The sequence below is a fragment of the Pseudarthrobacter sp. alpha12b genome (assembly GCF_054130495.1).
Map to the genome: position 1 here is coordinate 1,238,660 of NZ_CP196746.1, position 12,410 is coordinate 1,251,069.

10 protein-coding genes are annotated in these 12,410 nt (G+C 65.6%); 7 read left to right on the top strand and 3 right to left on the bottom strand.

Translation table 11 applies throughout. The features are described 5' to 3' along the window. Positions 1 to 6: 6 nt before the first annotated feature. The gene (locus ACTAQI_RS05520) at positions 7 to 567 is read left to right on the top strand and encodes a dihydrofolate reductase family protein (protein ID WP_457950082.1); all 561 of its coding nucleotides are present in this window, start codon (positions 7 to 9) and stop codon (positions 565 to 567) included. Between the two features lie 12 nt (positions 568 to 579). On the opposite strand, the gene ACTAQI_RS05525 is transcribed toward ACTAQI_RS05520, so the two are convergent. After that, on the bottom strand, positions 580 to 1,044 hold the full coding sequence (locus tag ACTAQI_RS05525; protein WP_457950083.1) for a hotdog fold thioesterase: 465 nt from the start codon (positions 1,042 to 1,044) through the stop codon (positions 580 to 582). Positions 1,045 to 1,261: 217 nt separating this feature from the next. Here ACTAQI_RS05525 and polA point away from each other — a divergent pair, with 217 nt between their 5' ends. From polA to rpsA, 3 genes are all read left to right on the top strand, one after another. Further along, positions 1,262 to 3,904 (top strand): DNA polymerase I, encoded by a 2,643-nt coding sequence (polA, locus tag ACTAQI_RS05530; RefSeq protein WP_457950996.1) that lies wholly within the window; start codon positions 1,262 to 1,264, stop codon positions 3,902 to 3,904. Between the two features lie 78 nt (positions 3,905 to 3,982). Then, complete coding sequence (locus ACTAQI_RS05535) at positions 3,983 to 5,281, top strand: GNAT family N-acetyltransferase (protein ID WP_457950084.1); 1,299 nt, start codon at positions 3,983 to 3,985, stop codon at positions 5,279 to 5,281. A gap of 276 nt (positions 5,282 to 5,557) precedes the next feature. Further along, positions 5,558 to 7,033, top strand: a complete 1,476-nt coding sequence (rpsA, locus tag ACTAQI_RS05540; RefSeq protein ID WP_159632080.1) for a 30S ribosomal protein S1 — start codon at positions 5,558 to 5,560, stop codon at positions 7,031 to 7,033. A 118-nt stretch (positions 7,034 to 7,151) separates the two neighbouring features. Here the strand turns inward: rpsA and ACTAQI_RS05545 are convergent, their stop codons facing one another. Continuing rightward, a complete protein-coding gene (locus ACTAQI_RS05545) occupies positions 7,152 to 7,667 on the bottom strand; it encodes a GNAT family N-acetyltransferase (RefSeq protein ID WP_457950085.1) in 516 nt (171 codons plus the stop codon). After that, entirely contained in the window at positions 7,651 to 8,361 is a 711-nt protein-coding gene (locus tag ACTAQI_RS05550; protein ID WP_457950086.1) for an IMPACT family protein, read from the bottom strand. Before ACTAQI_RS05550 ends, ACTAQI_RS05545 begins: the two co-directional genes overlap by 17 nt. A 140-nt stretch (positions 8,362 to 8,501) precedes the next feature. Between ACTAQI_RS05550 and ACTAQI_RS05555 the strand changes: the two genes are divergently transcribed. The 3 genes from ACTAQI_RS05555 (at position 8,502) to uvrB (ending at position 12,334) form a co-directional block, all read left to right on the top strand. Continuing rightward, a complete protein-coding gene (locus ACTAQI_RS05555) occupies positions 8,502 to 8,930 on the top strand; it encodes a hypothetical protein (protein ID WP_457950087.1) in 429 nt (142 codons plus the stop codon). A gap of 9 nt (positions 8,931 to 8,939) precedes the next feature. Further along, entirely contained in the window at positions 8,940 to 10,154 is a 1,215-nt protein-coding gene (gene coaE / locus ACTAQI_RS05560; protein WP_457950088.1) for a dephospho-CoA kinase, read from the top strand. Positions 10,155 to 10,234: 80 nt separating this feature from the next. After that, the gene (gene uvrB, locus ACTAQI_RS05565) at positions 10,235 to 12,334 is read left to right on the top strand and encodes an excinuclease ABC subunit UvrB (RefSeq protein ID WP_457950089.1); all 2,100 of its coding nucleotides are present in this window, start codon (positions 10,235 to 10,237) and stop codon (positions 12,332 to 12,334) included. The last annotated feature ends 76 nt before the right edge of the window (positions 12,335 to 12,410 follow it).

The window sequence follows — 12,410 nt, forward strand, 5'->3', positions numbered from 1 at the left end:
GGGGCCATGCCGCGCATCCAATACTTTGTAGCCGCGTCCCTTGACGGCTTCATCGCCACGCCCACGGACGACCTCGGCTGGCTGCTGCAGTTCGACGGCTTCGAGGGTGGAGCGGACAGTTACAACGACTTCATGGCGGGTGTGGGCTGCATCGTCATGGGCGGGGAAACCTACGCCTGGCTGATGGAGCACGAGCCAGGCAAATGGCCGTACACCGGCACGCCCAGCTACGTTTTCACCCGCCACGAACACCGTGCCCCTGACGGTGCCGATATCACGTTCGTCCGCGGGGACGTCCAGGAATTCGCCGCGGACTTCCGGCAGGCCGCCGGGGACCTGAACATCTGGGTGGTGGGCGGCGGCAACCTGGCGGCCCAGTTCGCTGACGCCGGCCTGCTGGACGAGATCATCCTCTCGGTGATCCCTGTGGTGCTGGGCGAAGGGAAACGCCTGCTGCCGATGAAGGGCCCCACACCGCCTCTCGAGTTGGCCGCCTCCCGCACCCTTGGCCGGGGGATTGTCGAGCTGCGCTACCTCCTGCACGCCGGGACGGCTCCACAGTCCTGATACGGCTTGGCCCTAATCCATGTTGTCCCGGAGCATGTTGGTGATCCGCGCGGTGGAAAGGCGCCGCCCCTGGGCGTCGGTCATGACGATTTCGTGGGTGGCCAGGGTCCTGCCCAGGTGGATCGCGGTGCAGGTACCCGTCACCAGGCCTTTGGCGATCGACCGGTGATGTGTGGCGTTGACCTCGATGCCGACGGCGTGGCGTCCCGGACCTGCGTGCATCCCTGCGGCGAAGGAGCCCAGGGTTTCCGCCAGCACGACGTGCGCACCGCCGTGCAGGATTCCCGCCACCTGGGTGTTGCCCTCCACCGGCATGGTGGCGACGGTGCGCTCCGGGCTCATCTCCAGGAAATGGATCCCCATTTTGACCACCAGGGCGCCGACGCCAAACGCGCCCAGCCAGTCATGCATATGGTCGGGAATCCCGGCGGCTGCCAGTTCTTCGGCGAAAGCGCCCGGCGTGAAATTGTCTGTCATGGCAACTAGGCTGGCACCTGTGAGTGAAACAACCAAACCGGCACCTTTTCCGTCCCAGGCCCTTGACCAGGAGGCTGCCGTGCAGCCTTCGTCCCCTGCCCGCCGGCCTGCTGCCAAGGCCGCTGCCCCCGCTGCCGGCGGGTCTGTTTCAGCCACGGAAGCGCCCGTCATTCCCATGACCGACCAGCCGCGGCTGCTGGTCCTCGACGGCCACTCAATGGCGTTCCGCGCTTTCTTCGCCCTGCCCGCGGACAAGTTCTCCACCTCCAACGGCCAGCACACCAACGCTATCCACGGCTTCACCTCCATGCTGATCAACCTCATCAAGGAGCAGCAGCCCACGCACATCGCGGTGGCGTTCGACGTCTCTGACGAATCCACCCACCGCAAAACCGAGTACAGCGAGTACAAAGGCGGCCGGAACGAAACCCCTCGCGAGATGAGCGGCCAGATTGACCTCATCGGGCAGGTCATGGAGGCCTGGGGCATCAAGACCATCAAGATGCCCGGCTATGAGGCCGACGACATCCTGGCCACCCTTGCCGCGATGGGGGAAAAGGCAGGATTCGAAGTGCTGCTCGTCTCCGGTGACCGGGACGCCTTCCAGCTCATCACCGACAACGTCTTCGTGCTGTACCCGAAGAAGGGTGTCAGCGACATCCCGCGGATGGATGCCGCGGCCATCGAGGCAAAGTACCTTGTCAGCCCCTCCCGCTACTCCGATCTCGCCGCGCTGGTGGGGGAGACCGCGGACAACCTTCCCGGCGTGCCCGGCGTCGGACCCAAGACGGCGGCCAAATGGATCAACCTCTACGGCGGCCTCGAGGGCGTCCTGGACCACCTCGATTCCATCGGCGGAAAGGTGGGCGACGCCCTGCGGGAGAACGTTGACGCCGTCAAGCGCAACCGCCGGCTGAACCAGCTCCACACCGACCTCGACCTCCCCGTCACACTGGACGACCTCTACCAGCCGCGCCCCGACCAGGCCGCCATCGAGGACCTCTTCGACCAGCTTGAGTTCAAGGCCATCCGCGGCCGGTTGTTCGCCCTGTACGGTGACGCCGAAACCCCCGCCGCCGAGCGGGAAAGCATCGAAACCCCGGACTACAGCACGCCTGCCGGTGCCGCTGAACTGGCCGCCTTCCTGGCTGCCGGCGCAGGCCAGCGGTCCGCCGTCGCCGTCGACCTCGTCCCGGGCCGGATCGGCGAGGACGCCGCCGCGCTGGGCATCGTCCGCGCCGACGCCGCGGTCTATCTCGACCTCGCCGGCCTGGACGCGGAGACCGAGAACGTGCTGGCGGCATGGCTGCGCGATCCGGAAGCACCCAAGGTGATCCACGGCTTCAAGGCTGCGCTCAAGGCTCTGACGGCCCGCGGACTGGAACTGGAGGGCGTGGTGGATGACACCTCCATCTCCGGTTACCTCATCCAGCCGGACCGCCGCACCTACGAACTCGCCGAACTCGCCCAGCACCACCTCAACGTGGGAATACCGGCCGCCACGGCCAAAGCCGGGCAGCTGGAGTTGTCCTTCGACGGCGATGACACCGCGGCCGCCGACGCCCTGGTGCAGGCCGGCGCCGTCGTGCTTGCCCTGAGCCGCTACTTCGAGGACGAACTCAAGGACCGCCGGGCCGAGGAACTGCTGTCCACCCTTGAGCTGCCGGTCAGCCGCGTCCTGGCGGACATGGAACTCGCCGGCATCGCGATCGACATGGACAAGATGGACGATCAGCTTGCCGACCTTGGCCGGGTCATCGACCAGGCACAGGAACAGGCGTTCGCCGCGATCGGCCATGAGGTCAACCTGGGCTCGCCCAAGCAGCTGCAGACCGTTCTGTTCGACGAACTCCAATTGCCCAAAACCAAGAAAATCAAGTCCGGCTACACCACCGATGCCGCGTCCCTGAAGAACCTGCTGGAAAAGACCGGGCACGAGTTCCTGGTCCAGCTCATGGCGCACCGCGAGGCCGCCAAGCTCCGGCAGATGATCGAGTCGTTGAAGAAGTCCGTGGCGGAGGACGGCCGGATCCACACCACTTACGCCCAGAACGTGGCTGCCACCGGCCGGATCTCCTCCAACAACCCCAATCTGCAGAACATCCCCATCCGCAGCGAGGAAGGCCGGCGCGTGCGCGGCATCTTCGTGGTCAGCGAAGGGTACGAGTGCCTGCTGTCCGCGGACTACTCCCAGATCGAGATGCGCATCATGGCGCACCTCTCCGGGGACGAGGGCCTGATCCAGGCCTACAAGGACGGCGAGGACCTGCACCGGTTCGTCGGCTCCAACATCTTCCACGTCCCCACGGACCAGGTCACCAGCGCCATGCGCTCCAAGGTGAAGGCCATGTCCTACGGCCTGGCCTACGGACTGACGTCGTTCGGCCTGTCCAAGCAGCTGGAGATCTCCGTCGATGAGGCCCGCACCCTCATGAAGGATTACTTCGACCGCTTCGGCGCCGTCCGCGACTACCTCCGCGGCGTGGTGGACCAGGCAAGGGTGGACGGCTACACCGCCACTATCGAGGGCCGCCGCCGCTACCTGCCGGACCTCACCAGCACGGACCGCCAGCTGCGCGAGAATGCCGAGCGCATCGCACTCAACAGCCCCATCCAGGGCTCCGCCGCGGACATCATCAAGCGCGCCATGCTGGGCGTCCACGCCGAACTGCAGGCGCAGGGCCTTAAATCCCGGATGCTGCTTCAGGTGCACGACGAACTGGTGCTCGAGGTCGCCGCGGGTGAGCGGGCCGCCGTCGAGACGCTGGTGACCGAGCAGATGGCCGCCGCCGCGGACCTCAGCATTCCCCTGGAAGTCCAGATCGGCGTCGGACCCAGCTGGTACGACGCCGGCCACTAAGGCCCGGCGCGGTGCCCTCGCCGAACAGGGAATGTTTGTGCTGGTCAGGGGCCGGACTCATTGACTAGGCTCGGGTAAATGGGTGATCTGAGCGGTAACTACGAAATCCGGCGCTTCCCTGCGGTATCGAAGGGGAAGGACGGGTACGCGGAGGCCGAAACCTGGGCGCAGGCCGTAGGGTTCGGCTTCCATGAGTCCACGCGGACCCCGGAGCACCGCGAACGGTCGCTTGCCACCTACGAAGTGGACCGCCGGATCTTCACCGGGGCCTACCAGACAGGCCCGGTGGCACCATCATCCCTGCCGGCCGACGTGCCCGTGGCCACCTTCGGAACCTTCCGGAAAACGCTCAACATCGGCTTCGGGCGCATGCTGGAAGCCCAGCTGGTCACGGCGGTGACTGTCCGTACGTCGCACCGCCGGCGGGGCCTGCTGCGCCGCATGATGACCGAAGACCTGCAGCAGGCCAAGGGCGACGGAATCGCCGTAGCCGCACTGACGGCCTCGGAAGGAACCATCTACGGGCGGTTTGGCTACGGCGTGGCAAGTCTCGAGCGTGCCGTCAAGGTCGACACCACGTCGCGGTTCAAGCTGGCACACCAGGCCACCGGGACCATCGACGTCGCCGACCCCAAGGTCCTGCTGGACGTCGCGCCTGCCGTATTCGACCGGGTCCACCGCAACACCCCCGGATCGATCGGCCGGCAGGAATGGTACCGGCAGCTTGCCTCCGGGTCCCTGGGCCGCGACGGCAAGGAGGACCCCGCCATCAAGGTGGCGCTCCACTACGGTGCCGACGGCGGAGTGGACGGGTACGTCTCCTACAAGTTCCTTGGCTGGGACACCGAGCCCTACACCGTGGAAGTGGTGGACCTGGTGGCCGCCACGGACCACGCCTACCTTGAGCTGTGGGAGTACCTTGCGGCCATCGACCTCGTGGAACGCGTCTCCTGGAACGAAGCGCCGGTGGACGATCCGCTGGCCTGGGCCCTGGCAGACCCGCGCTGCATCGACGCTTCGGACAGCCGCGACATGCTGTGGCTGCGGCTCCTTGACGCCCCGGCGGCGCTGGCCGCGCGGCAGTACGCGGCAGACGGACGGCTGGTGCTCGCCGTAGGGGACGCCCTCGGACTCACCGGCGGAACCTTCGCGCTTGAGGTCCACGGCGGCCAGGCCGCCGTCGAACGCGTCCCGGACAGCGTGCCCGCCAATCTGGAACTGGACGTCTCCGCGCTGTCATCGATGTACCTGGGCGGCGTATGCCCGGTGACGCTCAAGGCCGCGGGCAAGATCCGGGAGGCCACGCAGGGCTCCGCATTGCTGGCCAAGCAGATGTTCGGCGTGGAGCGGGCAACGCACTGCCTGACCCACTTCTGACCGGACTAGCGATTTCGGGATGCCGTCGGATCTTCCGGGGAGGAACCGGCGTGCCGCCGCTTTGACCCTTGTTGTGCGCTGCGACTAGAATAAACGGGCGTGTACCACGTGCACGCTTCTGCGGTAGTAAAACACCGCAGTAGGAATTACACCAATCCACAAATCAGGATGACCCGGGGAATCCGTCGGATTCACCGCGAATCGCGCCTGCGTTCCATGACGCGGGCGCGCCGGTTTGCCTGACCGACTAACTATCCACAACGGAGCCCCTACTACATGACCATCACCTCCACCGAGAAGCCCGGTACCCCCGTAGTCGCGATTAACGACATCGGTACCGCTGAGGACTTCCTCGCAGCTGTCGACGCCACCATCAAGTACTTCAACGACGGAGATCTCGTCGAAGGTACCGTCGTCAAGGTCGACCGCGATGAAGTCCTGCTCGACATCGGTTACAAGACCGAAGGTGTCATCCCCTCCCGCGAGCTGTCCATCAAGCACGACGTTGATCCCGGGGACGTTGTCTCCGTTGGCGATCAGGTCGAAGCCCTGGTGCTCACCAAGGAAGACAAAGAAGGCCGTCTGATCCTCTCCAAGAAGCGTGCTCAGTACGAGCGTGCCTGGGGCGACATCGAGAAGGTCAAGGAAGAAGACGGTGTCGTCACCGGTACCGTCATCGAGGTTGTCAAGGGTGGTCTTATCCTCGACATCGGCCTGCGCGGCTTCCTGCCCGCATCCCTCGTCGAGATGCGCCGTGTGCGCGACCTTGCTCCGTACATCGGCCAGCAGATCGAAGCCAAGATCATCGAGCTGGACAAGAACCGCAACAACGTGGTGCTGTCCCGCCGTGCATGGCTCGAGCAGACCCAGTCCGAGGTCCGCTCCACGTTCCTCAACAAGCTGGAAAAGGGCCAGGTCCGTCCCGGCGTCGTTTCCTCCATCGTCAACTTCGGTGCCTTCGTGGACCTGGGCGGCGTAGACGGCCTGGTTCACGTTTCCGAGCTGTCCTGGAAGCACATCGACCACCCGTCCGAGGTTGTCGAAGTTGGCCAGGAAGTCACCGTCGAGGTCCTCGAGGTCGACCTGGACCGCGAGCGCGTCTCCCTGTCGCTCAAGGCTACGCAGGAAGATCCGTGGCAGACCTTCGCCCGCACCCACGCCCTCGGCCAGGTTGTTCCGGGTAAGGTCACCAAGCTGGTTCCGTTCGGTGCGTTCGTCCGCGTCGAAGACGGCATCGAAGGCCTGGTCCACATCTCCGAGCTCGCCGTGCGCCACGTTGAGCTGGCCGAGCAGGTTGTCTCCGTTGGCGACGAACTGTTCGTCAAGGTCATCGACATCGACCTCGAGCGCCGCCGCATCTCGCTGTCCCTCAAGCAGGCCAACGAGGGCGTCGACGCCGACAGCACCGAATTCGATCCCGCTCTGTACGGCATGGCCGCAGAGTACGACGAAGAGGGCAACTACAAGTACCCCGAGGGCTTCGACCCCGAGTCCAACGAATGGCTCGAGGGCTACGAGAACCAGCGCGCAGCCTGGGAGCAGCAGTACGCTGACGCCCAGACCCGTTGGGAAGCACACAAGAAGCAGGTTGCCCAGCACGCTGCCGACGACGCTGCAGCTGCAACGTCCGGTGACAGCGATTCCGGCACCACCAGCTACTCCTCCGAGCCTGCTGCCACCGATTCCGGTGCCGGCACCCTGGCTTCGGACGAGGCACTTGCTGCCCTGCGTGAGAAGCTGACCGGCAACTAATTGCCACCGGCCCGGACTTCCGGGCTGACACAACGGGCCCCCGCGAAAGCGGGGGCCCGTAGTGGTTAAGCGCAAAGTGCCTGGCAGCCAACGCGCCGAATCCCGCGTTGCGGCGCATTCACTGGGGCCGGGACTCAAGGTCGACGACGGCGAGGACCGTCCCGTCGTCGTCGTGCGTCAGTGCCGCGCCGGTTGCGGCGAGCAGCCGCTGGGCGCTGCAGTTTCCGGCCAGGGTCCTCGCGGTGACGCGCTTCAGACCCGCCCGGCGGGCCTCCGCCAGGACCAGGTCCAGGGCGGCACGCCCGATCCCGCGGGAACGGAAGCTGCGGCCAAGCCAGATGCCCGTTTCCGCCGTGAGGATCCCAGCGCCGGGTTCCCGCTTGAGCCGCACCGAGCCGGCGATGTCTGGACCCTTGAACACGGCCCAGGACTTTTCCACCGCAGGTCCGTCCAGTCCGCCGGCTGCGGCACGATGGTAGCCGTAGAACCAGGCCGTGCGCTCAAGGTTCCAGCCCGGGCCGCCCAGCGGGGGCGCCACCTCGTCGGGGGAGGCGTCGCGCTTGGCCAGCTGGAGCAGCCGGTCCACAACCGCGTCGTCAACGTCCGCCAGGGTCACATCAGTCGAGGGGTTCATCAACCCATTCCGTTCCGTCGGGGGTGAGCGCGGCGGACCCTGCCGTCAGCTGCAGCAGGCGGTCGGACGCGGCAGCAATGGCGGCGGCATCGTCTGGTACCGCGATCCGCAGCATCGTGTGCCGGTCCTGGTAAGTAGTGTCCGCCATGACCATCCCGGCGGCGCGCAGATCGTTCTCCAGCCGCCCCGCTGCCGCATGCGGCACGGCGGCTGAACAGATCCGCCGCCTGCTCCGCCTGGCAAGGGGCGCAAGGTCCAGGGCTGAAGACACTGACTCCGAGTACGCCCGGACCAGCCCGCCCGCACCGAGCAGAACGCCGCCAAAATAGCGGACGACGACGGCACTGATGTCGCTGAGGTCAGTCACCCCGGCTGCCGTTTCCCTCTTGAGCAGGGCCTCCAGCATGGGGACGCCGGCAGTTCCGGAGGGTTCGCCGTCATCGCTGGAACGCTGGATGGTCCTGTCCGGCCCAATGACGAACGCGGAGCAGTGGTGGCGGGCATCGTGGAACTCGCGGCGCAAGCCTGCCACCAGGTCCCGGGCAGCGTCCTCCGTGCCGGCCCGCCTGAGGACCGTAATGAACCTGGAGCGCTTGATCTCAAGTTCGTGCCGGAAATCCAGGCCCGCTGCCAGCGTGGTGTAGGCGGTGGCCCGGCTCAGTGCTTCGTCTGCTGGTTCCACCGGTTGCCGCACCGCCTCAGTCTACTGGCGGTGGCCCCGAGCGTAACTTCACGCGGGACCTTTGTCCCTGACCTCCTGCCGCCGGTCCTACCTAGCATGGGTTAGTGCCCGGTGGCAGGGGCGGGTCCAAACAACAGAAATAGGAAAAGACCATGCCCAAGATATCGAGAACAACGGCGTCATCGCACCAGGTGTTGCCAGGCTACGTGGACGCTTACGAACATGAGCTTGCCGGCTGGACCGTCAGCATCGAGAAGAACTTCATTGACATGGATCAGGCACCCTTCTTCAAGGGTGCGCCCAACGACCAGTGCCAGGCGCACCATATGGGCTACGTGCTCAAAGGGAAGTTCGGCGTCCGCCTGGCCGACGGGACCGAGGAGATATTCGAGGCCGGGGACTCATTCGTCATCGAGCCCGGACACACGCCCCTGGCATTTGCCGGCAGCGAGTACGTCGCGTTTACCCCCGCCGAGGAAGCTAAACGGCAGACGGAACTCATGATGCCCAACATCATCAAGTTCGCACAGGAACAGGGCCTGAACCTGCCGGCGCAACAGGAGGCTCAGCCAATTCAGTAATGTGGGAGGGTGCTGAAAATCGGGTTGACGGGCGGCATCGCCTCGGGGAAGTCAGTGGTGGCCGCGCGGCTGAAGGAACGCGGCGCTATGTTGGTCGATGCGGATGCGCTGGCCAGGGAAGTGGTCGAGCCCGGAACCGAAGGGCTCAAGCGCATCGTGGCGGATTTTGGCGAAGGAATGCTCGACGCCGCAGGGCGGCTCGACCGTGCCCGGCTCGGCGCGGCGGTGTTTGGCAACCCGGAGCGCCTTGCTGCCCTGAACTCAATTGTCCACCCCCTGGTGCGCGCCCGCGCCGCCGCCATCACGGCCGCGGCCCCCCATGACGCCGTGGTGGTCCAGGACATCCCCCTGCTGGTGGAGACAGGGCAGGGGAGCAGCTTCCATCTGGTGGTGGTGGTCGATGCTCCGGACGACGTGCGGGTGCAGCGCATGCAGGAGCTGCGCGGAATGACAGCGGATGCAGCGCGTTCGCGGATGGCGGCCCAGGCCACGCGCGGGGACCGGCTCCTTGCTGCCGACGCCGTCCTGGACAACTCCGGCACGGTGCAGCAGCTGCTGGATCAAGTAGACATGCTCTGGGACCGGCGGCTGGTGCCCTTCGCCCACAATCTAGCGGCAGGGAAACGCGCACCGCGGAACGGTGGACCCGTCCTTGAACCGCACCGGGAAGACTGGGCGCGGCAGGCCGCCAGGATCGCGGAGCGGCTGACCGCGGCCGCCCCCCGACTCATCCTGGGCGTGGACCACATCGGGTCCACATCCGTTACCGGCCTGGCTGCGAAAGACGTCATCGACCTGCAGGTGGCGGTGCCGGACCTTGAGGCCGCGGCCACCATCGGGCCGCTCATTGCCGCGGCCGGTTTTCCGGCCGTTCGGGGAGCTGAGTCGGATACCCCGAAACCCAACGCGCCCGATCCTTCCCAGTGGCTGAAGCGGTTCCATGCCAATGCTGACCCCTGCCGTGCCGTGAATGTGCATGTTCGGCCGGCCGGCTCGGCCGGGTGGCGATACGCCCTGATGTTCCGGGATTGGCTGCGTGACGACCCCTCCGCGCTCGAGCTCTACGGGTCGCACAAAGCGGAACTGGCAGCCCGCTTCGCCGGCTCCACCACTACCAGGGCATACGCCGATGCCAAGGAGCCCTGGTTCACTGATGTTGCGTGGCCCCGGATGTCCGCCTGGGCTGATGCAACCGGGTGGGAACCGCCGTCGTACACGCCTTGAATCCGGTCCGCTGCCCGCTGGATGTTCGCCGGTAACGGACGGGGCCCTGCAGTGTCGGTGCCCGCCTGTAAATTAGATCCATGAGCCTTGCGCAGGAAGTCAACCGTGTTGTAGCGCCCTTCGAAGTCATCAGCGAATTCAAGCCTGCGGGCGATCAGCCTGCCGCCATCGCGGAGCTGACGGAGCGCATCAACAACGGCGAGAAGGACGTAGTGCTGCTCGGTGCCACGGGTACCGGTAAAAGCGCCACCACCGCCTGGCTCATCGAACAGGTTCAGCGCCCCACCCTGGTGATGGTGCAGAACAAGACCCTTGCCGCGCAGCTGGCCAACGAGTTCCGTGAACTCCTGCCCAACAACGCGGTGGAATACTTCGTCTCCTACTACGACTACTACCAGCCCGAAGCTTATGTGGCCCAGACGGACACCTTCATCGAGAAGGATTCGTCCATCAACGAGGAAGTCGAACGGCTCCGCCACTCCGCCACGAACGCGCTGCTGACGCGCCGCGACGTCATTGTGGTGGCCACCGTCTCGTGCATTTATGGCCTGGGCACTCCGGAGGAATACATCGCCGGAATGGTCACCCTGCGAAAGGGCGCCGAGATGAACCGGGACGACCTCCTGCGCAAGTTCGTCTCCATGCAGTACGCACGCAACGACGTCGACTTCCACCGCGGCACCTTCCGGGTGCGCGGCGACACCGTGGAAATCATTCCCATGTATGAGGAACTGGCCATCAGGATCGAGTTCTTTGGCGACGAGATCGAAAACATCCATACCCTTCACCCGCTTACCGGGGAAGTCATTCGCGACGAAGAGGAGATGTACGTCTTCCCGGCCTCGCACTACGTGGCCGGCCCCGAGCGGATGGCACGGGCCATCAAGCGGATCGAGGATGAACTGGCGGACCGGCTGAAGGTGCTGGAAAGCCAGAACAAGCTGGTTGAAGCACAGCGCCTTCGCATGCGCACCACGTACGACCTCGAGATGATGCAGCAGATGGGCTTCTGCAACGGCATCGAGAATTACTCTTCCCACATTGATGGGCGCGGGCCGGGCACCGCCCCGCATTGCCTCCTGGACTACTTCCCTGACGACTTTCTGCTGGTGGTGGACGAGTCCCACGTGACCATCCCACAGATCGGCGCCATGTACGAAGGCGACATGTCCCGCAAACGGAACCTGGTGGACTTCGGCTTCCGCCTGCCGTCCGCCATGGACAACCGGCCGCTGAAATGGGACGAGTTCCTGGAACGGGTGGGCCAGACCGTCTACCTTTCCGCCACGCCCGGCAAATACGAGTTGGGCAAGGCGGACGGGTTCGTCCAGCAGATCATCCGGCCCACCGGCCTGGTCGATCCGGAGGTGGTGGTCAAGCCCACTAAGGGCCAGATCGACGACCTGCTGGGTGAAATCAAGACGAGGGTGGAGAAGAACGAGCGGGTCCTGGTGACCACGCTGACCAAACGCATGGCCGAAGACCTCACGGACTACCTGCTGGGCCACGGCGTCAAGGTTGAATACCTGCACTCGGACGTGGATACATTGCGGCGCGTGGAGCTCCTGCGGGAACTGCGCATGGGGTCCTTTGACGTCCTGGTGGGCATCAACCTCCTCCGTGAAGGACTCGACCTTCCCGAGGTGTCCCTGGTCAGCATCCTGGACGCGGACAAGGAAGGCTTCCTTCGCTCATCCACATCGCTCATTCAGACCATCGGGCGTGCCGCCCGCAACGTGTCCGGCGAGGTTCACATGTACGCGGACCGCATCACCGACTCCATGGCCAACGCCATCGACGAGACCAACCGGCGGCGCGCCATCCAGGTGGCATACAACAAGGAACACGGCGTGGACCCGCAGCCGCTGCGGAAGAAGATCGCCGACATCACGGACCAGCTGGCAAAGGAAGACGCCGACACCCAGGAGCTGCTGAGCAACAACCGCCTGGCCAAGGGTGCCAAACGGGCCAAATCCGGTGCCAAGGGCGGTGCCCAGGTACGGGCGGACGGCCTGGCGGCAGCACCGGCCGAGGACCTGGTGGGCCTGATCGAGCAGCTGACGGAACAGATGCATGGCGCCGCGGCCGAACTGCAGTTCGAGGTGGCGGCACGGATCCGTGACGAAGTGAGCGAGCTCAAGAAAGAGCTGCGCCAGATGCAGGCGGCAGGCCACGCCTAAGGAGCGGCTGCTTCCCAGGTGCGGCCCGCACAAGGAAGCGGCGGACACCCCCTAGCCGGGAGGTGCCCGCCGCGCG

Excerpts from the sequence above, each read along its gene's own strand:
- ACTAQI_RS05520 (WP_457950082.1), top strand. The coding sequence starts at position 7 with ATGCCGCGCATCCAATACTTTGTAGCCGCGTCCCTTGACGGCTTCATC.
- ACTAQI_RS05525 (WP_457950083.1), bottom strand. The coding sequence starts at position 1,044 with ATGACAGACAATTTCACGCCGGGCGCTTTCGCCGAAGAACTGGCAGCC.
- polA (WP_457950996.1), top strand. The coding sequence starts at position 1,262 with ATGGCGTTCCGCGCTTTCTTCGCCCTGCCCGCGGACAAGTTCTCCACC.
- ACTAQI_RS05535 (WP_457950084.1), top strand. The coding sequence starts at position 3,983 with ATGGGTGATCTGAGCGGTAACTACGAAATCCGGCGCTTCCCTGCGGTA.
- rpsA (WP_159632080.1), top strand. The coding sequence starts at position 5,558 with ATGACCATCACCTCCACCGAGAAGCCCGGTACCCCCGTAGTCGCGATT.
- ACTAQI_RS05545 (WP_457950085.1), bottom strand. The coding sequence starts at position 7,667 with ATGAACCCCTCGACTGATGTGACCCTGGCGGACGTTGACGACGCGGTT.
- ACTAQI_RS05555 (WP_457950087.1), top strand. The coding sequence starts at position 8,502 with ATGCCCAAGATATCGAGAACAACGGCGTCATCGCACCAGGTGTTGCCA.
- uvrB (WP_457950089.1), top strand. The coding sequence starts at position 10,235 with ATGAGCCTTGCGCAGGAAGTCAACCGTGTTGTAGCGCCCTTCGAAGTC.